Source organism: Citrobacter sp. R-1.5.2 (genome assembly GCF_035064245.1).
Taxonomy (GTDB): domain Bacteria; phylum Pseudomonadota; class Gammaproteobacteria; order Enterobacterales; family Enterobacteriaceae; genus Citrobacter.
Window position 1 is genome coordinate 194,812 of the sequence record NZ_JASEYC010000002.1, and the last position, 18,780, is coordinate 213,591.

General features: G+C 53.4%; 19 protein-coding genes. 9 read left to right on the forward strand and 10 right to left on the reverse strand.

Going from position 1 to position 18,780, the window contains the following annotated elements:
* Positions 1 to 38 precede the first annotated feature (38 nt).
* Together QMN38_RS04980 and rbn are read right to left on the reverse strand one after the other, a co-directional pair.
* The gene (locus tag QMN38_RS04980; protein ID WP_271440141.1) at positions 39 to 1,043 is read right to left on the reverse strand and encodes a chemotaxis protein; all 1,005 of its coding nucleotides are present in this window, start codon (positions 1,041 to 1,043) and stop codon (positions 39 to 41) included.
* Positions 1,044 to 1,107: 64 nt separating this feature from the next.
* The gene (gene rbn / locus QMN38_RS04985) at positions 1,108 to 2,025 is read right to left on the reverse strand and encodes a ribonuclease BN (RefSeq protein WP_271440140.1); all 918 of its coding nucleotides are present in this window, start codon (positions 2,023 to 2,025) and stop codon (positions 1,108 to 1,110) included.
* A gap of 67 nt (positions 2,026 to 2,092) precedes the next feature.
* Here rbn and QMN38_RS04990 point away from each other — a divergent pair, with 67 nt between their 5' ends.
* The 9 genes from QMN38_RS04990 to pmrD all read left to right on the forward strand — a co-directional run bounded on the left by QMN38_RS04990 (position 2,093) and on the right by pmrD (position 10,450).
* Entirely contained in the window at positions 2,093 to 2,554 is a 462-nt protein-coding gene (locus tag QMN38_RS04990) for a GNAT family N-acetyltransferase (RefSeq protein WP_271455129.1), read from the forward strand.
* Between the two features lie 53 nt (positions 2,555 to 2,607).
* Positions 2,608 to 2,913 carry a stress response protein ElaB gene (gene elaB, locus QMN38_RS04995; protein WP_137384151.1) on the forward strand — a complete coding sequence of 102 codons (306 nt, stop codon included), beginning with the start codon at positions 2,608 to 2,610 and terminating at the stop codon, positions 2,911 to 2,913.
* A 94-nt stretch (positions 2,914 to 3,007) separates the two neighbouring features.
* Positions 3,008 to 4,306: an isochorismate synthase MenF gene (gene menF / locus QMN38_RS05000; protein ID WP_323604633.1), complete on the forward strand. Its 1,299-nt coding sequence runs from the start codon at positions 3,008 to 3,010 to the stop codon at positions 4,304 to 4,306.
* Positions 4,307 to 4,393: 87 nt separating this feature from the next.
* Entirely contained in the window at positions 4,394 to 6,064 is a 1,671-nt protein-coding gene (menD, locus tag QMN38_RS05005) for a 2-succinyl-5-enolpyruvyl-6-hydroxy-3-cyclohexene-1-carboxylic-acid synthase (protein ID WP_323604634.1), read from the forward strand.
* Complete coding sequence (gene menH / locus QMN38_RS05010) at positions 6,061 to 6,819, forward strand: 2-succinyl-6-hydroxy-2,4-cyclohexadiene-1-carboxylate synthase (RefSeq protein ID WP_323604635.1); 759 nt, start codon at positions 6,061 to 6,063, stop codon at positions 6,817 to 6,819. The genes menD and menH overlap by 4 nt, the downstream gene beginning before the upstream one ends.
* Before the next feature lie 14 nt (positions 6,820 to 6,833).
* A complete protein-coding gene (gene menB / locus QMN38_RS05015; protein ID WP_323604636.1) occupies positions 6,834 to 7,691 on the forward strand; it encodes a 1,4-dihydroxy-2-naphthoyl-CoA synthase in 858 nt (285 codons plus the stop codon).
* Positions 7,691 to 8,653, forward strand: a complete 963-nt coding sequence (gene menC, locus QMN38_RS05020; RefSeq protein ID WP_323604637.1) for an o-succinylbenzoate synthase — start codon at positions 7,691 to 7,693, stop codon at positions 8,651 to 8,653. The genes menB and menC overlap by 1 nt, the downstream gene beginning before the upstream one ends.
* Positions 8,650 to 10,080, forward strand: a complete 1,431-nt coding sequence (gene menE, locus QMN38_RS05025; RefSeq protein WP_323604638.1) for an o-succinylbenzoate--CoA ligase — start codon at positions 8,650 to 8,652, stop codon at positions 10,078 to 10,080. Before menC ends, menE begins: the two co-directional genes overlap by 4 nt.
* A 106-nt stretch (positions 10,081 to 10,186) precedes the next feature.
* Positions 10,187 to 10,450, forward strand: coding sequence for a signal transduction protein PmrD (gene pmrD, locus QMN38_RS05030; protein ID WP_271440133.1), 264 nt, complete (start codon positions 10,187 to 10,189; stop codon positions 10,448 to 10,450).
* 2 nt (positions 10,451 to 10,452) lie between these two features.
* Here the strand turns inward: pmrD and arnF are convergent, their stop codons facing one another.
* The 8 genes from arnF to nudI all read right to left on the reverse strand — a co-directional run bounded on the left by arnF (position 10,453) and on the right by nudI (position 18,547).
* On the reverse strand, positions 10,453 to 10,839 hold the full coding sequence (gene arnF / locus QMN38_RS05035) for a 4-amino-4-deoxy-L-arabinose-phosphoundecaprenol flippase subunit ArnF (RefSeq protein ID WP_323604639.1): 387 nt from the start codon (positions 10,837 to 10,839) through the stop codon (positions 10,453 to 10,455).
* Positions 10,839 to 11,174, reverse strand: coding sequence for a 4-amino-4-deoxy-L-arabinose-phosphoundecaprenol flippase subunit ArnE (arnE, locus tag QMN38_RS05040; protein ID WP_040230124.1), 336 nt, complete (start codon positions 11,172 to 11,174; stop codon positions 10,839 to 10,841). Before arnE ends, arnF begins: the two co-directional genes overlap by 1 nt.
* Positions 11,171 to 12,826, reverse strand: coding sequence for a lipid IV(A) 4-amino-4-deoxy-L-arabinosyltransferase (arnT, locus tag QMN38_RS05045; protein ID WP_323604744.1), 1,656 nt, complete (start codon positions 12,824 to 12,826; stop codon positions 11,171 to 11,173). The genes arnE and arnT overlap by 4 nt, the downstream gene beginning before the upstream one ends.
* Complete coding sequence (arnD, locus tag QMN38_RS05050; protein WP_271448524.1) at positions 12,823 to 13,725, reverse strand: 4-deoxy-4-formamido-L-arabinose-phosphoundecaprenol deformylase; 903 nt, start codon at positions 13,723 to 13,725, stop codon at positions 12,823 to 12,825. The genes arnT and arnD overlap by 4 nt, the downstream gene beginning before the upstream one ends.
* On the reverse strand, positions 13,722 to 15,704 hold the full coding sequence (gene arnA / locus QMN38_RS05055; protein ID WP_271440130.1) for a bifunctional UDP-4-amino-4-deoxy-L-arabinose formyltransferase/UDP-glucuronic acid oxidase ArnA: 1,983 nt from the start codon (positions 15,702 to 15,704) through the stop codon (positions 13,722 to 13,724). The genes arnD and arnA overlap by 4 nt, the downstream gene beginning before the upstream one ends.
* Complete coding sequence (gene arnC / locus QMN38_RS05060; protein ID WP_005129419.1) at positions 15,701 to 16,684, reverse strand: undecaprenyl-phosphate 4-deoxy-4-formamido-L-arabinose transferase; 984 nt, start codon at positions 16,682 to 16,684, stop codon at positions 15,701 to 15,703. The genes arnA and arnC overlap by 4 nt, the downstream gene beginning before the upstream one ends.
* 2 nt (positions 16,685 to 16,686) lie before the next feature.
* Entirely contained in the window at positions 16,687 to 17,826 is a 1,140-nt protein-coding gene (gene arnB / locus QMN38_RS05065) for a UDP-4-amino-4-deoxy-L-arabinose aminotransferase (protein ID WP_323604640.1), read from the reverse strand.
* Between the two features lie 289 nt (positions 17,827 to 18,115).
* A complete protein-coding gene (gene nudI / locus QMN38_RS05070) occupies positions 18,116 to 18,547 on the reverse strand; it encodes a nucleoside triphosphatase NudI (RefSeq protein WP_271457288.1) in 432 nt (143 codons plus the stop codon).
* Between the last annotated feature and the right edge of the window lie 233 nt (positions 18,548 to 18,780).

Below are 18,780 nucleotides of genomic sequence, written 5' to 3' on the forward strand. Positions count from 1 at the left end.
AACCCGCCTCGGCGGGTTTTTTTATGGGGTCAGGGCTATCAGGCGGAAAGCTGACGGCTCACCAAAGGACCACTAACATCTTTTGCTGCGCGCTCCATCACTTCCTGAATCACAGAAGATAATTCGTTGACCTCGAATTTTGCCACGTAGCCATCGGCCTTAACCCGGCGGACGTGATCTTCGTTGGCGCTACCGGACAGTGAAGAGTGGATGACAACCGGGATCTTCTTCAGACGCTCGTCGGTTTTAATCTTACGGGTCAGTGTGAAACCGTCCATCTCTGGCATTTCCAGATCGGTAAGCACCAGGGCGATTTTCTCGCTGACAGGCTTACCCTCCGCTTGTGCCTCTTCGGAGAGTTGCTGAATTTTGTCCCAGGCATCTTTGCCGGTGACATGCATCAGATGCGGAATTTCCATCGCGTTCAGTCCTTTCTCCAGCATCGCCCTCGCAACTTTGGAGTCTTCCGCAACAATGGCCACCGCACCCGGCGTGATATTGAATTTGCTGGTTTTCAGGTCGGTTGCACGTAAATCGTGGTTGGACGGCACAATGTCATACAGGATCTGTTCGACATCAAGCACCAACGCCAAATTGTTGGTTTCTTTGTCGTCGTCCAGACAAGCAATACTGGTGATGTACCGACCATTGACGGCTTTCTCCGCAGTGTGCACCTGCTGCCAGTCGAGGCGCATAATGTTCTCTACTGACTCCACCGCAAATGCCTGTACGCTGCGGGCGTACTCTGTGATCAACAGGATATTAAGCCCGGTTTCGGGTTTACACCCAGCGACAGCAGGCAGGTCGATCACCGGAATCACCTGGTCCCGGATATTCACCATGCCTAACAGCGGAGCCTTCATGCCGGCAGGGCGTGTAAATGTCGGCATCGGAACGATTTCACGGAGTTTGAAAACGTTGATGCCAAACAGCTCTGATTTCTGCTCTTCAACCGATTTGCCGAGGCGAAACAGCAGCAGCTCAAAGCGGTTAGACAAGGTTAGATTGGTCCTGTCATCAATATCTTTCTGGAAATTGTTCATCCTGTCCTCAGTGTGAAAGCCAGCCTTTCCACTGTTATCGGCATTGAGGCGGAAAAATAAAGCGTTAAACGGTGAAAATGGCGAAATCGTGAGCCAGTTCCGTTGCCGGGAACAGCGCTCTGCACTCTTCAAGTAACCGCTGGCAGCCCTTTGCATCGTAGCGTGAGCTGACGTGGGTCATGATGAGTCTGCCCACACCAGCGTCCCGCGCCAGTTGTGCGGCCTGACGGGTGGAGCTATGCCCGCGGCTGTTGGCTTTCTCCTCCATGGACGAATCCAGCGTGGTTTCATGTACCATCACGTCCACCCCTTTTGCCAGTTCGATAGCGCTCGCACAGGGTCCGGTATCACCGAAAATGGCGACGGACTTTCCCTTAATCGCCGGGGCGAGAAAATCGGCCCCGCTAATGGTGCGCCCGTCTTCCAGCACGATAGTTTTTCCCGCTTTGAGATCCTGAAAACAAGGGCCTGGTTTAACGCCTGCCGCTTTGAGCGCGTTGGCATCAAGCGCACCGGGTTTGTCGTGTTCTTCAACACGAAAACCGTAGCACTCCAGCGGATGTTCCAGTTGAAACGCGGTCACTTTGCGCAGGCCGTCATCCACAATCTCACCGGCGGTGATTTCTACAATATCCAGCGGGTAATCGGTCCAGGAGCCGCTTAGTCGCAAGGCTGTTTCGGTAAATTCTCGTAACCCTTTCGGGCCATAAAGCGTCAATGGCTGGACGTTTCCCGCCATTGAACGGCTGCACAGCAACCCCGGCAAACCAAAAAGGTGATCGCCATGCAGATGACTGATAAAAATACGATCAAGTTTGCCCGGGTTGAACGGGGTGCTAAGCATTTGATGCTGCGTCCCTTCGCCGCAATCAAAAAGCCACAAACCTGCCTGAGTAGGGTGTTGCAGATTCAGTAATATTGCCGTTACATTGCGAGAACGTGTGGGAACTCCCGCAGACGTACCTAAAAATAGTAATTCCATCTTTACGTTACACTTTTCGCCATTAATGAGGCAGGGTGTTCAGGTTATCACAACAAAGGGGCAGACAATGATCCACTGGCAAGATCTCCATCATGCAAAGCTGAGTGTTCAGGAGCTGTATGCCATTCTTCAGCTTCGCTGCGCGGTATTTGTTGTTGAGCAGCAATGTCCGTATCAGGACGTGGATGGCGACGACTTAGTCGGCGAGAACCGTCACATTCTGGGATGGCATAATGATGAACTGGTGGCGTATGCGAGGATTCTGAAAAGTGACGATGATCTGGAGCCGGTAGTGATTGGCCGGGTGATTGTCAGCGAAGCGCTACGCGGCGAAAAATTGGGACAGCAGTTAATGACGCAAACGCTGGCCTCCTGTACGCAGCATTGGCCGCATAAGGCGTTATACCTAGGGGCCCAGGCGCATCTGCAATCGTTTTATGCAAAATTTGGTTTTGTTCCAGTCACGGAGATCTATGACGAAGATGGTATTCCACACATCGGCATGGCGCGTGAGGGTCATCAAGCGTAAACAGCCCCTGTCGTCTATAGTTAGCGGGTACGTCAATAGAAAGGGAGAATATAATGTCTTTTCATTCTTACGAATCACGTATTGATGACGATTTGGAATTGTTGAGCGAAACGCTGGCAGAAGTGCTACGTTCTTCCGGCGATCCTGCCGACCAGAAGTACCTTGAGTTGAAAGCGCGGGCTGAGCAGGCGTTAGAAGAGGTGAGAAACCGCGTTAGTCACGCCTCTGACAGTTACTATTATCGAGCAAAGCAGGCAGTTTGCCGGGCAGATGACTATGTACACGAAAAACCCTGGCGTGGGATCGGCGTGGGGGCGACAGTTGGTTTAGTGATGGGATTATTGCTGGCACGGCGATAAATATAGCGCTGTCATCGCACTCCCTATACGGGGGTACTGCTTTTTCTGCTCAGTACCCCGTATAATGAGAGGTTTTTAACAGGGAGAGGTCCGCGTGCATTCAATCACTACTGCGCTGGAAAGTCTGATGCGCATTTTGTCGCAAGAGATACCGGCAGCACCTGGCATTCGTATTTACGACATACCTTTCCCACTGAACGATGCTTTTGACGCTTTAGGATGGCTGGCCAGCCAGCCCGTCTGGCCTCAGTTTTACTGGCAGCAACGTAACGGCGATGAAGAAGCGGCTGTGCTGGGCGCCGTTGCGACATTCACCTCACTGGAATCCGCCCAACGGTTTTTACGCCAACATGATAATCACCCCGAACTGCGTGTCTGGGGCCTGAATGCGTTTGAGCCGCAGCGCGGTAATTTATTGCTGCCTCGCCTGGAATGGCGACGCTGTGCCGGGGTTGCGACCTTACGACTCCACCTGTATAGCGACGTGTCGTTGCGTGAAGATGCCGCGCAGGCCGCTGCATTTATTTCAACACTTGCGCAGGTAAAACCGCTTCCCGCATTGCGTTTGATTTTGACGGGAGAACAGCACTGGCCGGATAAAGACGGTTGGGTTCGCCTTATTGAGCTTGCCACGCAGACCATTGCTGAGGAAGAACTCGACAAAGTGGTGCTGGCGCGTGCGACCGATTTACAGTTTTCTCTGCCAGTTAATGCCGCGGCAGTTATGGCCTCCAGTCGTCGTTTAAATCTCAATTGTTACCACTTCTATATGGCGTTTTCCGCCGAATCTGCTTTTCTTGGCTCTTCCCCTGAACGTCTGTATAGACGGCGTGACACGGCACTGCGCACTGAGGCGCTGGCCGGAACAGTCGCCAATCACCCTGACGATCATCGCGCCTGGCAGCTTGGTGAATGGCTGATGAAGGACGATAAAAATCAGCGTGAGAACATGTTGGTGGTGGAAGATATTTGCCAACGGCTGCAAAACTGTACGCAAACCCTCGATGTCCTGCCGCCGCAGGTACTCAGACTGCGCAAAGTACAACATCTGCGCCGCTGTATCTGGACTGCGCTCAATCAGGCGGACGATACGCTTTGTCTGGTACAACTACAGCCTACCGCAGCCGTAGCGGGTATTCCGCGCGAGCTGGCGCGTGAATTTATCCAACATAATGAACCCTTTGAACGCGAGTGGTATGCCGGTTCCGCGGGTTATCTTTCATTGCGTCAGAGCGAGTTTTGCGTGTCATTACGTTCAGCGAAAATTAGCGCAAACGTCGTACGCCTGTATGCCGGGGCGGGGATCGTGCGCGGTTCAGATCCTGAGCAAGAATGGCAAGAAATAGATAATAAAGCGGCAGGGTTACGTACTTTATTACAGATGGAAGGATAATGATTTCGTGTATATTCCCGACTCATATCAAAAATCCATTTATTCGATTCTTTATACTGTGTCGCAATATTGATACCGGACAATCTCATGTCAGTAAGCGCATTTAACCGACGCTGGGCGGCGGTCATTCTGGAAGCACTCACTCGCCACGGCGTCAGGCATGTTTGCATTGCCCCTGGCTCTCGTTCGACGCCGTTGACTTTAGCGGCAGCGGAAAATCCCGCTTTCATTCATCATACCCATTTTGACGAGCGCGGACTGGGACATCTCGCCTTAGGCCTGGCGAAAGTCAGCAGGCAACCTGTTGCCGTTATTGTCACCTCTGGTACGGCGGTAGCGAATTTGTATCCGGCGCTGATTGAAGCAGGGCTGACCGGTGAAAAACTGATTTTACTCACCGCTGACAGACCGCCTGAGCTTATTGACTGTGGCGCTAACCAGGCGATTCGTCAGGCCGGCATGTTTGCGTCGCATCCGTCGCAAACGCTCTCTTTACCACGCCCGACGCAGGACATTCCGGCAAGCTGGCTGGTGTCTACTATCGATAATGCCTTAGCCGCGCTGCATAGCGGGGCGGTTCATATTAACTGTCCGTTTGCAGAACCCTTGTATGGCGAGATGGACGAAACGGGTCTGGCCTGGCAGCAGCGTCTTGGTGACTGGTGGCAGGATGATAAACCCTGGTTGCGCGAAGCGCGTCGACTGGAAAGTGATAAACAGCGCGACTGGTTTTTTTGGCGGCAAAAACGTGGGGTGGTACTTGCCGGGCGCATGAGCGCCGAAGAGGGCAAGAAAGTTGCGCTCTGGGCGCAGACATTAGGTTGGCCACTCATTGGTGATGTGCTGTCGCAAACCGGACAGCCGTTGCCCTGCGCCGATCTGTGGCTGGGGAACGCGAAAGCGGTAGCAGAATTAGAGCAGGCGCAGATTGTGGTGCAGCTCGGCAGTAGTCTGACCGGTAAACGGTTGCTGCAATGGCAGGCCAATTGCAACCCACAGGAATTCTGGATTGTCGACAATATCGAAGGACGTCTGGATCCGGCTCATCATCGTGGACGCCGGCTGGTGGCAAAAGTAGGCGACTGGCTGGAGCTGCATCCGGCAGAGAAACGCCAGCCCTGGTGTGTGGAGATCCCGCGGCTGGCGCAACAGGCATGGCAGGCGGTAGAAGCCCGCCGCGACACGTTTGGCGAAGCACAGCTGGCGCACCGTATTCGCGAGTATCTGCCAGAGCAGGGACAGTTGTTCGTGGGGAACAGCCTGGTTGTACGGTTGATTGACGCGCTGTCTCAGCTTCCGGCAGGTTTCCCGGTTTACAGCAACCGCGGTGCGAGCGGCATTGACGGTCTGCTATCAACGGCGGCTGGCGTACAGCGTGCCAGTGCGAAATCGACGCTGGCTATTGTTGGCGATTTATCCGCGCTGTATGACCTGAATGCGCTGGCGCTTTTGCGCCAGGTTTCCGCACCGTTTGTCCTGATTGTTGTGAATAATAACGGCGGACAGATTTTCTCCCTGCTGCCGACGCCAGCAAGCGAGCGCGAACGGTTCTATCTGATGCCGCAGAACGTCCATTTTGAGCATGCCGCGGCTATGTTTGACCTCAAATATCACCGCCCGGAGAACTGGGCGCAACTGGAGAGCGCGCTGACGAACGCCTGGCGTACTCCGGTGGCAACGGTGATTGAGCTGGTAGTGAATGAAACTGACGGGGCGCAAACCCTGCAGCAACTGCTGGCGCAGGTCAGTCATCTATGATCCTGCACGCGCAGGCGAACACGGGTCAGGTGGATTTCCCCTGGCTGGTTTTCCTGCACGGATTTTCCGGCGATCGCCGGGAATGGCAGGCGGTCGGTGAAGCATTCCCGGATTATTCGCGGCTGTATATCGACCTGCCTGGCCACGGCGGTTCTGCTGATATCAGCGTGAACGGATTTGATGACGTCAGCGATTTGCTGCGTAACACGCTGCTTAGTTACAACATACTTAACTACTGGCTGGTGGGATATTCCCTTGGCGGCAGAGCCGCAATGATGGCGGCCTGTCAGGGGATGCCGGGACTCTGCGGTCTGGTTGTTGAAGGTGGGCACCCTGGCTTACAACATGAAGATGAGCGCGTTCAGCGCCGTCTTTCAGATGGTCGTTGGGCCGCACGTTTTCGCCGTGAGCCGTTGCACGATGTGTTTAATGACTGGTACCAGCAACCAGTTTTCGCTTCGCTGGATGCGACCGAAAGAGAGGCGCTGGTCGCTTTACGCTGCCAGAATAAGGGTGAAACGTTGGCGGCAATGCTGGAAGCCACCTCGCTGGCCGTACAACCTGATTTACGTGTGCAACTGAAAACACGCACATTTCCGTTTTATTATTTATGTGGTGAACGTGACGATAAATTCCGCGCTCTGGCGGCGGAAATATCCGTACCGAACCATGTGATTCGTAACGCCGGACACAACGCGCATCGGGAGAATCCCGCTGGCGTGGTGGACTGTCTGGCTCAGATTCTGCGTCGCTGACTATAGGACATTTTATGATCTATCCTGATGAAACAATGCTTTACGCACCGGTAGAATGGCTCGACTGCTCTGAAGGCTACACCGACATTCGCTATGAGAAATCCACCGACGGTATCGCAAAAATCACCATTAATCGTCCGCATGTACGCAATGCTTTCCGTCCTGTCACCGTCAAAGAGATGATTCAGGCGCTGGCGGATGCTCGCTATGATGACAATATTGGCGTGATTATTCTGACCGGTGCGGGCGATAAAGCGTTCTGCGCGGGTGGCGATCAGAAAGTACGTGGCGATTACGGCGGATACCAGGATGACTCCGGCGTGCATCATCTGAACGTGCTGGACTTCCAGCGCCAAATCCGCACGTGTCCGAAACCGGTTGTCGCGATGGTGGCAGGGTATTCCATCGGTGGTGGCCATGTGCTGCACATGATGTGCGATCTGACTATTGCGGCTGAAAACGCCATCTTTGGTCAGACTGGCCCGAAAGTCGGTTCCTTCGACGGAGGATGGGGTGCGTCCTACATGGCGCGTATCGTCGGTCAGAAAAAAGCACGTGAAATCTGGTTCCTGTGCCGTCAATACGATGCAAAACAGGCGCTGGATATGGGCCTGGTCAATACCGTGGTTCCACTGGTCGATCTGGAAAAAGAGACGGTGCGCTGGTGTCGTGAAATGCTGCAAAACAGCCCGATGGCGCTGCGTTGTCTGAAAGCTGCACTGAATGCCGACTGCGATGGTCAGGCGGGTCTGCAGGAACTGGCCGGTAACGCGACCATGCTGTTCTACATGACTGAAGAAGGTCAGGAAGGCCGTAACGCCTTTAACCAGAAACGCCAGCCTGACTTCAGCAAATTCAAACGGAATCCGTAATGCGTAGCGCGCAGGTATACCGTTGGCAGATCCCCATGGACGCGGGGGTGATTTTGCGTGACAGGCGGTTAAAAACGCGTGACGGGCTGTACGTTTGTCTTCGTGACGGCGAGCGCGAAGGGTGGGGAGAGATCTCTCCACTACCGGGCTTCAGCCAGGAAACCTGGGAAGAGGCGCAAACTGCGCTGCTGGCCTGGGTCAACGGTTGGCTGCAGGGGGATTCATCCTTGCCACAGCTGCCTGCCGTTGCATTTGGTGTTAGCTGTGCGCTGGCCGAGCTTGCGGGTACGTTGCCTGAGGCGGCGGACTATCGTGCTGCGCCGTTGTGTACAGGTGATCCTGACGATCTGGTGCTGCAATTGGCAGACATGCCTGGCGAGAAAGTTGCGAAGGTAAAAGTCGGTCTGTATGAAGCTGTTCGCGACGGTATGGTCGTCAACCTGTTGCTGGAGGCGATCCCGGAACTGCACCTGCGGCTTGATGCCAATCGTGCCTGGACGCCGCTGAAAGCCCAGCAGTTTGCGAAATATGTCAATCCTGAGTATCGCGGGCGCATTGCCTTCCTCGAAGAGCCGTGTAAAACCCGTGATGATTCCCGCTCGTTCTCACGTGAAACAGGGATTGCCATTGCCTGGGATGAAAGTCTGCGTGAAGCCGATTTCACCTTTATGGCCGAAGAGGGTGTGAAGGCTGTCGTCATCAAGCCTACGCTGACGGGTAGCCTCGACAAGGTTCGTGAGCAGGTTGCAGCCGCACACGCGCTCGGTCTCACCGCCGTGATCAGCTCCTCTATCGAATCGAGCCTGGGCTTAACCCAGCTAGCACGCATTGCTGCCTGGTTGACGCCACAGACTATCCCTGGTCTGGATACGCTCAACCTGATGCAATGCCAGCAGGTACGCTCGTGGCCAGGCAGTACGTTGCCGTGCATTGAGGTTGATGCGCTGGAACGATTGCTATGACCCAGTGGGAAATGCCCGATGGCGCAAGCGCATCGGGCCTGGAGCGATTGTCCGATACGCCTGATTTTACTGACTGGCCGTGGCGTCACTGGCGACAGGCTCGTGTGGACGCGCCAGCCTTACGCCTTAACGATGAGCTGTTAAGCTGGGGCGATCTCTGTGCTCGAGTCGATCGTCTGGCAAGCGGCTTTGCGGCTCAAGGGGTAGAAGAGGGCGATGGCATATTGCTCCGCGCCTGGAATCATCCCCATCCGCTGCTGGCCTGGCTGGCATTGTTGCAGTGCGGGGCACGAATTTTACCAGTGAACCCGCAGTTGCCACAGTCGTTGCTGGATGTGTTAATCCCGGATCTGACGCTGCGTTTTGTGCTGGATCTGGAAGGCGAAGGTCCGCTTCCGGGCCTGACACCGCTGCGGATGTTGGAACAGTCTGGCGAGCATGCTGCCGTCTGGTTGCCTCAGCGCTTGAGCACAATGACGTTAACCTCCGGCTCAACCGGACTGCCTAAAGCGGCGGTACATACTTGTCAGGCGCATTTGGCGAGTGCGCAGGGGGTGCTGTCACTGATGCCATTTGGCGAAGACGATGACTGGCTGCTCTCGCTACCGTTATTTCACGTTTCCGGTCAGGGGATAATGTGGCGCTGGTTGTTTGCGGGCGCACGTATGACCGTGCGCGATAAGCAACCGTTAGAGCAGATGCTGGCGGGTTGTACCCATGCTTCGCTGGTTCCCACGCAGCTTTGGCGACTGTTGGTCAATAACACACCGGTATCGCTAAAGGCCGTGCTGCTGGGCGGCGCGGCGATTCCTGTTGAATTGACAGAACAAGCGCGTGAGCAGGGTATTCGCTGCTGGTGCGGTTACGGGTTGACGGAATTTGCCTCCACGGTTTGTGCGAAAGAAGCTGATGGTAAGGCAGATGTCGGCTCTGCACTACCGGGCAGAGAAGTCAGGATTGTTGATGATGAAGTCTGGCTTCGTGCCGCCAGCATGGCGCAAGGTTACTGGCGTAACGGACAGCTTTATCCGCTGGTTAATGCGCAAGGCTGGTTTGCCACCCGCGATCGCGGCATCGTGCATGATGGCAAGTTAACCATTGTCGGGCGGATGGACAACCTGTTTTTTAGTGGCGGAGAAGGGATCCAGCCGGAAGAGGTGGAGCGCGTTATTACATCGCATCCCCATGTTCTGCAAGCTTTTATTGTGCCAATCGAAGATGAAGAGTTTGGCCATCGCCCCGTTGCGGTTGTGGAGTACGATGCCGAAGTCGGAAGTATTGATCTGGCAGAATGGGTGAAAGATAAGCTGGCACGTTTCCAGCAACCCGTTCGTTGGCTAACCTTACCCGCAGAATTGAAAAGCGGCGGTATTAAGATTTCTCGCCGGGCGCTGCTGGAGTGGGTCCGTACCCGCGGTAAAGATTAAGAAAACATTAAATTTATCTCGCATAATTGCCATTCCTGGGCCATTGTCCTTTGGTTTATCTGCTAAAGTGTAACCTATTGTGAAAATCAATAGCAAAAGGTGCGCTATGGAATGGCATGTGAAGAAGTCTTGCTGTAACCAAAAAGCAGGGAGGCTCTATATTGTACTTTGTGATACCGGTGGTTCGTTGAAAATGCTGGCTGAAGCGCAAGCCTGCGAGCGTGTAAAAGTCGGCGATCTGCTGTCACCGCTAAAAGATGCCCAGTATTGTATTAACCGTGACACATCGCGAGTGATTAAAATCATTGATGCCAGACAGTATCTCTGCGAAGAATGGGAGCGTCTGCGACAACTGTCTGACGATAATTGATCTCAGGGCGTGTGTTGGCGGGCAGGTAAGAATATGGTCATTAGTCCCACCATAATACACAGCACACCCACCAGGGCTTTTACTGAGAAGGTTCCTTGCCAGCCTGGTAAAATCATTGATGCGATCCACACCAGCACATAGCTGAGGCTGAGCAAGGCATAGGCTTTGCTCAGCGCGAGCTGATGCAGGGCTTTATGCCAGCACATCACTGACAGTAAATAACCTACCAGCCCGCCATACAAGGCGAATGCGCTGCTGCTGGTTGAAAAAACGGCGGAGATAAACGCCAGCGGTTGCAGCATGGGCGGCAGATTATCCATCGCGTAACCCAGACTTAGCTGAGCAACCGACGTAATAATCACGCTACACAGCCCCCAAAAGATGCCCATTACACCGCGCTCCCAAGAATAAAGATGCCGGTGATGAGTAGCCCAACCCCCAGCCAGTGACGCGTTGTGACGGGTTCGCGCCAGATTTTCCATGCTGCCAGCGTGACCCATACAAAGTTCAGGCTTAGCATCGGGTAGGCGATACCGACGGGAATATTCTGCAATACTGCCAGCCAGAGCAGCATGGCCAGTCCCAGACAGGCCAGCGCCAGACCAATCCACTGCGCGATATAGCGTGTTCGCGCGTGGGCGGGTACCGGGCGGGTGGCCTGCTTTTGGCACAATTGTCCACAGACACTGAGCAGGCTGGCAAGGACTAAGGTTAGCCAGATCATTTAGGCCTGTACTGAATCAAGACCAGGCGCCCCTGATTGTCGATATAGTCAGCGGGAGGAATGGCAAGCTGATTAATATCCTCATCCTTCGAAATTGACAGCACGAGCGTAATGATCCCCTCCTGACGATGTTGCGCCAACCAGCCGGCAAAGTCATCCCGGCTAACGAAGCGTCCCTGGGCATCCGGATAATTAAGGCCATATTTTAACTCACCTGTTTGCCCGTACATGTTGATGTCATCGCGTTTCAGGCTCCAGGCCAGGCCAGCGGCAACGCCAACACTGTCGGTGAAAATATAACGGCTCGACTCCAGCGACTCTTTGGTCATCTCGACAAAAAACTGTGGCTGTTTGGATTCCATTACCCTGTCAGGTACTGAGAAGCCGAACAACAGCGCCAGCCCCAGCGGGCAGAGCGCTGCTAATTTCCAGTTTTTTTCACTGTTATTAAGCGTATACCAGCCAAATAGTGTCCAGGTGATAAAGATACCCCATGAGCAAAACACTTTATACGTTTCGATATGCGACCAGACCGGTGTCTTCAACGGTCCGAGCGTGGACACGATAAATGTGGCGACAATACCAATAACACCGAACAGAATATTGATCCAACCGTTGACGCGCAGGGCTGCAGAACCTTTTTCAGCAGCCTGCAAGCCAAACCGCGCGGTAAGGATCGCCAGCGGCGCGAAGCAGGAAAGAATATAGGTTGGCAACTTCCCTTTGGCGATACTGAAAAACAGTATCGGCATAATAATCCAGCTCAGCAGGTATAAGGCGCTACGTGGTACATCCCGTTCACGCCAGCCGGTACGCAATGCGCCCGGTAGTAGCCCGAGCCAGGGTAAGGCACCTGCCACGAAAACCGGTATGTAGTACCAGAATGGCGCTTTATGCTGGGCATCATCCTGCGCAAAACGCTGAATATGCTCAATCCAGAAAAAGTAGTGCCAGAAGTCAGGTTCGCGTTGTGCAATCGCCAGCCCCCACGGCAGGACAATGGCGATACAGCTGATAATCGACAACAGACCGTAAATAAAGATCTCTTTCCAGCGCTTTTGCACGAAAACCCATGGCAACACGCTGAGGACGGGGACAGCGAGCGCGAGAAAGCCTTTGGTCATCACGCCCATGCCGCAGGTGAGTCCTAACAGCAAAAAGGCGACAATTTTACCTGTTCTGGTGGTGGCCTGCATTCCCTCCCAAAAACAGCACATACCCGCCATTAGCCACAGCGCGATAATGGGATCAAGTACCGCATAGGTTCCGATACTGTAAACAGAGAAAAACGTTAGAAAGATGACGGCAGAGAGTATGGCCGTGCGTTTGTCACGCCATAGCCGCATTGCCAGCCAGGCGACCAGAAGTGCAGTCAGTAGGGTTGCAAAAATAGCCCCCGCCCTGACGCCAAAGTTGTTTGCGCCAAACAACCATTGCCCGATGCTGTTTAACCAGTATCCCGCGATGGGTTTTTCAAAATAGCGTAGCCCTAAAAAATGTGGGACGATCCAGTCGCCAGACGTCAGCATTTCCCGACTGATTTCAGCATAGCGCGTTTCGTCGGGCTGCCAGAGCAGGCGGCTATTGATGGGTAAAATAAAATACAGTGCAATAAATGCGACAAATGCCAGGGCGTAACGTGCGGATTTCATGGTGTCACACTCGCGGGTTGCTGGCAGCCGAGCCATCCCTCTCTGCCGGGTATTTTGCCACGAACGATCTGGCCCGTTGGCAGTGTACTGATATCGTCTGGTAACAGTTCGCCCAGCGGACAAAACGTAATTCCTGCGTCGGCGGCACGAATGAGCAGATCGTCAAATTTCTGCTGAAAAGCAATGCCTTCCACCTCTGCGTGAATCGTGTAGACCGGGGTGCCTTTGTCCCGCTGAATGCGGGAGAGAATATAGTCGTTGAAGTCCGCTGCCTGTACCTCCTGACCAACCACCTCATCCCATGTCGGTAGCGTGACCGGAATTTGTGGCGTCCCCATTTCTCCTGTTTCAAGTACAGGACGGAATAACGATGTTCCCCTGCAATCGCTGTTATAGCGCAGATGGAATGTTTCTTTCGCTTCGACGACGCGCGAGTCGGCACGCCAGCCAGCGACGGCAGAACAGGTGACGGGTTGGCCGATGATCGTTTCGAGCGCATTAATGCCCCGCGAAATATCATCAATCAGCTGTTTATCGTTCCAGTTGCCACTTCGTGATTGCCAGGCATGATGATCCCAGGCGTGTAAGCCTGTTTCGTGATACCGGGCAGCTTGCGAAATGATGGCCGCATTGGCCAGGCCAATTTCTTTTCCAGGCCACGCGGTGCCGGCCAGTAAAATATCCCACCCGTAGAGCGAGGCTGCGTTTGAGCGCAGCATCTTCCACAAAAATTGCGGCTTCACCAGACGCCAGAGATGGCGTCCCATGTTGTCGGGCCCGACGCTAAAAAAGAAACTTGCCCGAACGTTATGCCGGTTCAATGTCTCCAGCAGGCGGGGCACGCCTTCGCGTGTCCCCCTGAATGTATCGACATCTATGCGCAAGCCCACTTTGGTCATGATGTGTGTTCCGTGATATCCACACTGCGTAAGAAGAAGTCCAGCGTCTCTTCAACCGTTTCTTGCATCTCGATTGTTGGTTCCCAGTTCAGGCAACGTTTGGCGTTACGAATACTGGGTTTGCGGTGCTCAACGTCCTGGTAGCCTTTGCCATAGTAGCTGCTACTCTCGACGTCACGGAAACCAGCAAACGGCGGGAAGTGTTGGCGCAATGGATGTTTTTCGAAGCAGGAAAGGAGCATTTCAGCCAGTTCCTGAATACTTGCTTCATTATCCGGATTACCGATATTGATGATCTCGCCGTCACAGCGTCCGCCATCGTTTTCAATGATGCGGAACAGGGCTTCGATACCGTCACGAATGTCGGTAAAGCAGCGCTTCTGCTTGCCGCCTTCAATCAGCTTGATGGGAGAGCCTTCCACCAGATTCAGGATCAGTTGGGTAATGGCGCGTGAACTGCCGATACGTGCGGCGTTCAGGCTGTCCAGACGCGGTCCCATCCAGTTAAACGGACGGAATAAGGTGAAACGTAATCCTTCTTTTTCACCGTATGCCCAAATGACGCGATCCAGCAGTTGTTTAGAGACCGAGTAGATCCAGCGCGGTTTATTAACCGGGCCGACGATCAGGTTGGAGCTGTCTTCATCGAAGTCTTTATCGGTACACATACCGTAGACTTCAGACGTTGACGGGAAAATGATGCGTTTGCGGTACTTGACACAGTAACGAATAATTTTCAGGTTTTCTTCAAAATCGAGTTCGAAGACGCGCAGCGGGTTGCGGGTATATTCAATCGGCGTGGCAATGGCGACCAGTGGCAGCACGACGTCGCATTTTTTCACATGATATTCAATCCATTCGGAGTGAATGCTGATATCACCTTCCACAAAATGGAATCGTGGGTGTTGCAGAAAACGCTCAATCGCATCGCTGCCAATATCAAGCCCGTAGATTTCGTAGTTATCTTCGCGCAGCAGACGTTCGGTCAGGTGGTTGCCAATGAAACCGTTAACGCCAAGGATCAACACGCGGGTGCGACGTTTGCTGGCGGAAACGGGCTGGCTGTTGAGGCGAGAACCGGCAACCAGACCCAAAACTTGTGCCAGCTGTGAGCCCTGCATGGTAATGCCATCACCCGCTTGCCCGGTAATGATTTCGAGTGCGCCATCGGCACAGGCAATCAGCAATGGTGATACGGAGATAACCGTTCCCGGCAGCGCCGCAGATGTATTTGCACTCTGGCGTGATGACCAGATGGTGAATTTTTGTGTACCGGCATAGCTAAATGCACCAGGCCATGGATCGGACACTGCGCGAACCATGTTATGCAGTTGTGCGCAGGGTTTGTTCCAGTCGAGGAAACTATCTTCCGGCGTGCGGCGACCAAAACAGGTGGCGTCGGCTTCCTGCTGTGGGTATTCCTGAAAATCACCGGCTTTGATGGCTGGCAGCGCCTGCGCCAGTACCTCGCGGGCAGACTGGCATAATTTATGGTGCAGGGTTAACGCCACGTCATCGGGGGAAATGGTAATGCGTTGCTGGGCGACGATGGCACCGGCATCTGCGCGCTTGACCATGCGGTGAAGCGTCACACCTGTTTCGGTTTCGCCATTGACTAATACCCAGTTCAGCGGTGCACGGCCACGATATTTGGGCAGCAATGAGCCATGCAGATTAAAGGCTCCCGCAGGCGCAATACGCAGGATCTCATCGCTGAGTAAATGGCGATAGTAGAATGAGAAGATCACATCGGGGGCGAGTTGGCCGATCCGCTCGATCCACAGCGGATGATTGACCTCGTCAGGAGCGTACACCGGAATTCCTGCGCTGGCAGCGAGGCGGGAAACTGAGCCAAAAAACGCTTTTTCACCTGGGTTATCGGCATGCGTAAAAATAGCAGCGATGTCATAACCCGCATCCAACAGGGCCTGAACCCCCTGACATCCCATATCGTGATAGGCAAATACGACGGCTTTCATGCGCGGTTTTCCTCAGTTGACTGCGTGGTTTGTGGACGGATAACGTGTTGAACAAAATAGCGAGGGCGTGCGCGGACATCGTTATAGATGCGACCGATATATTCGCCGAGTAATCCCATGCCAATGAATTGCGCGCCGATAAAGGTAAACAGCACTGCAAACAGCATAAACACACCTTCTGCCGCCCACTGCGGGCCGAGCGTCAGGCGAAGAACCACAAGCAGGACCGACAGGGTAAAACCTGTGGCGGCAATGATGCTGCCCAGCAAGCTCAACATACGCAATGGCGTGGTGGTCAGGCAGGTTACCAGGTCATACATCAGGTTTATCAGACGCATGAAACTGTACTTTGAGTCGCCAAATTCACGCTCGGCATGGTGTACCGGGATTTCCGTGGCGCGGCGGGCAAAGATGTTAGCCAGGATCGGAATAAAGGTGCTGCGCTCCTGGCAATGCAACATTGCATCGACGATGTGACGGCGATAGGCGCGCAGCATACAGCCGTAATCGCCCATGGCTTTACCGGTCGTGCGCTGAATCAGATGATTGATCATCCGTGAGGCGGTCTTACGAAAGCGGCTGTCCTGGCGGTTCTGACGCACCGTTCCGACGACATCGAAGCCTTCTTTTGCCGTGGCAACCAGCCGTGGGATCTCCTCGGGCGGGTTTTGTAAATCAGCATCCAACGTGATGATCAAGTCGCCAGTGACGTGGCTGAAACCGGCCATAATCGCCGAGTGTTGCCCATAGTTTCGATTCAACAGAATAGAGACAATATGGCTGTTCGGTGCCTGGGAGGCGTCCATCATCAGTTGAGCTGAATTGTCACTGCTACCGTCATCAATGAGCAGGATTTCATATTCAGTATCCAGTTTTTCGCAGGCGGCGCTGGTGCGCCTGATTAATTCTGGCAGGCTTTCCTGTTCGTTAAAAACGGGAATGACCACCGAGACTTTACTAATCGGTGAGGCTTCAAACATGCTTATTGTCCTGCAATCTGGCGAAGTGCCGTAATGACGCGTTGTGTGTCATCGTCGGTCATGTCGGGAAATAGCGGCAGTGAACAAATGCGAGCGCTATTCCATTCGGTATTAGGCAGAGAAAGATCGGTGAAACGTTCGCGATAATATTTCTGCGTGTGGGCCGCGCGAAAATGCAGGCCTGTGCCAATATTTCTGGCCTTTAGTGCTTCCATCAGAGCATCTCTGCCCAGTCCACAGCGGGCTTCATCCACGCGAATGATGAACAAATGCCAGGCGTGCACATGCGACCACTGAGGCAGGGTGAGCGGTTGAAACGGCGTATCGGCCAGCGCTTGTTGATACTGCTGCGCAATTTGCGCCCGGCGCGCGTTCAGACGATCCAGCTTGTTCAACTGCACCAGGGCGATGGCGGCGTTGATGTCAGTCAGGTTGTACTTGTATCCCGGCGCGAGAACTTCAGCCTGCGGCGCGCGACCATAGGTTTGACGGTCATAAGCATCTACACCCAGGCCGTGGAATTTCAGGCTGCGAAGCCGTTGAGCGAGCTGGCTGTCGTCAGTAACAATTAACCCACCCTCTGCACAGGTCACATTCTTGATCGCGTGAAAGGAAAAGATTGCGGTACCACGAGCACCAACATGACGCCCCTTGTATAACGTTCCGACGGCGTGCGCTGCATCTTCAATAACAGGGATTCCGTAGCGTTCACCGATGGCGTAAATGGCATCAAGATCGGCCGGGGCCCCGGCATAATGCACGGGAATAATAGCTTTGGTTCGTGGTGTGATAGCGGCTTCAATGTGTTCGGGGGTCACCATCAGCGTATCGCGGTCGACATCGATCATAACCGGTGTGGCGCCCAGCAGGACAATCATGTTGAGTGTAGATACCCACGTCATCGACGGGGTGATCACTTCATCGCCTTCACCCACACCCAGCGCCATTAGCGTAATGTGCATACCTGCCGTCGCAGAACAGACGGCAACGGCGTTTTGGTTTCCTGTGAGCTGGCAGAAAGCGTCTTCCAACTGCTGATTTTTAGGACCCGTGGTTATCCACCCTGAATCCAGAACCGCCTTAACTGCGGCAAGTTCTTCATCACCCATTGCCGGACGGGAGAAAGGCAAAAAGTCAGACATCATTATTCCTTCAAGCCATTTAACGCCACCGCAGTTTTATTTTTAGTGATAAACAGGGGCATCGTTAATTATTTCATCAGGCCACAAAGGTTAAAGACTGAAGGTTAATTTATCCTTAAGAGTTTAAGGTTGGAGATATAAAGGGGGATGTGGAGGAGATTATTTTATTTGTCTGAAAATAAATGATTTTTACGAGTGTTTTGTCGTGGCTATGGCATTGCAGCCCTGCTGCTGAATGATGAGTGCAATGCCATGATCTGAAGGATCAATATCCTACTGCTATCACCATTTAAGCTGACAATAACCCTTTCAATGTTAACGTTTTACGTGTGGCGATGTTTAAATCGTATTGGGCGAGATCTTCCGGTTTAACCCAGGCGAAGTCCTGGAACTCTTCGTTAATCTTCACTTCACGGTTAGCGGAAACACAATCGAAGATGAGATAAATCATGTAAATCTCTTCCTGGCTACCATCAGCATAGGTTTTGGTTCGAATATCGTCACTGAAGGTCCAGGGGGTAATCTGCGATAACTCGAGGTGTTCTCCCAGTTCTTCCCTGATTTCCCGACGTAAGGCTTCTTCGATACGCTCTCCTGGCTCAACGCCGCCGCCAGACAACGCCCACTGACCAGGGAAAACGCCGCGATCGTCGGCCATTTTGCACAGTAAATAACAGCCTTCATTTTGAATGAGTGGGCAAACAATCGTTCTTTGACGCATTAGTCTGTTCCTTGTAGGGGAGGGCGGAGGAGTCCATCGTTAACATATCTTACCTTTTGCAGGCGACAGAAAAAACGCTTCATTGCTGTTTAAGCCTGCTTTGCCGGGGAAAAGAAGGTTGTCTGTTGAAAACGGCAATCAGGTGCCTTTCATCGTCAATTTCAGGTAAGAACTTAACCTTACTGAAACATTGCGGGTAGTATTTAGTTACAATATGTCATTGCATCGCTTTT

Coding starts and splice junctions, on each gene's coding strand:
- pmrD (WP_271440133.1), top strand. CDS start 10,187: ATGGAATGGCATGTGAAGAAGTCTTGCTGTAACCAAAAAGCAGGGAGG.
- menC (WP_323604637.1), top strand. CDS start 7,691: ATGCGTAGCGCGCAGGTATACCGTTGGCAGATCCCCATGGACGCGGGG.
- arnT (WP_323604744.1), bottom strand. CDS start 12,826: ATGAAATCCGCACGTTACGCCCTGGCATTTGTCGCATTTATTGCACTG.
- nudI (WP_271457288.1), bottom strand. CDS start 18,547: ATGCGTCAAAGAACGATTGTTTGCCCACTCATTCAAAATGAAGGCTGT.
- menD (WP_323604634.1), top strand. CDS start 4,394: ATGTCAGTAAGCGCATTTAACCGACGCTGGGCGGCGGTCATTCTGGAA.
- QMN38_RS04990 (WP_271455129.1), top strand. CDS start 2,093: ATGATCCACTGGCAAGATCTCCATCATGCAAAGCTGAGTGTTCAGGAG.
- QMN38_RS04980 (WP_271440141.1), bottom strand. CDS start 1,043: ATGAACAATTTCCAGAAAGATATTGATGACAGGACCAATCTAACCTTG.
- menE (WP_323604638.1), top strand. CDS start 8,650: ATGACCCAGTGGGAAATGCCCGATGGCGCAAGCGCATCGGGCCTGGAG.
- arnA (WP_271440130.1), bottom strand. CDS start 15,704: ATGAAAGCCGTCGTATTTGCCTATCACGATATGGGATGTCAGGGGGTT.
- arnD (WP_271448524.1), bottom strand. CDS start 13,725: ATGACCAAAGTGGGCTTGCGCATAGATGTCGATACATTCAGGGGGACA.
- rbn (WP_271440140.1), bottom strand. CDS start 2,025: ATGGAATTACTATTTTTAGGTACGTCTGCGGGAGTTCCCACACGTTCT.
- elaB (WP_137384151.1), top strand. CDS start 2,608: ATGTCTTTTCATTCTTACGAATCACGTATTGATGACGATTTGGAATTG.
- menB (WP_323604636.1), top strand. CDS start 6,834: ATGATCTATCCTGATGAAACAATGCTTTACGCACCGGTAGAATGGCTC.
- arnB (WP_323604640.1), bottom strand. CDS start 17,826: ATGTCTGACTTTTTGCCTTTCTCCCGTCCGGCAATGGGTGATGAAGAA.
- menH (WP_323604635.1), top strand. CDS start 6,061: ATGATCCTGCACGCGCAGGCGAACACGGGTCAGGTGGATTTCCCCTGG.
- arnE (WP_040230124.1), bottom strand. CDS start 11,174: ATGATCTGGCTAACCTTAGTCCTTGCCAGCCTGCTCAGTGTCTGTGGA.
- arnF (WP_323604639.1), bottom strand. CDS start 10,839: ATGGGCATCTTTTGGGGGCTGTGTAGCGTGATTATTACGTCGGTTGCT.
- arnC (WP_005129419.1), bottom strand. CDS start 16,684: ATGTTTGAAGCCTCACCGATTAGTAAAGTCTCGGTGGTCATTCCCGTT.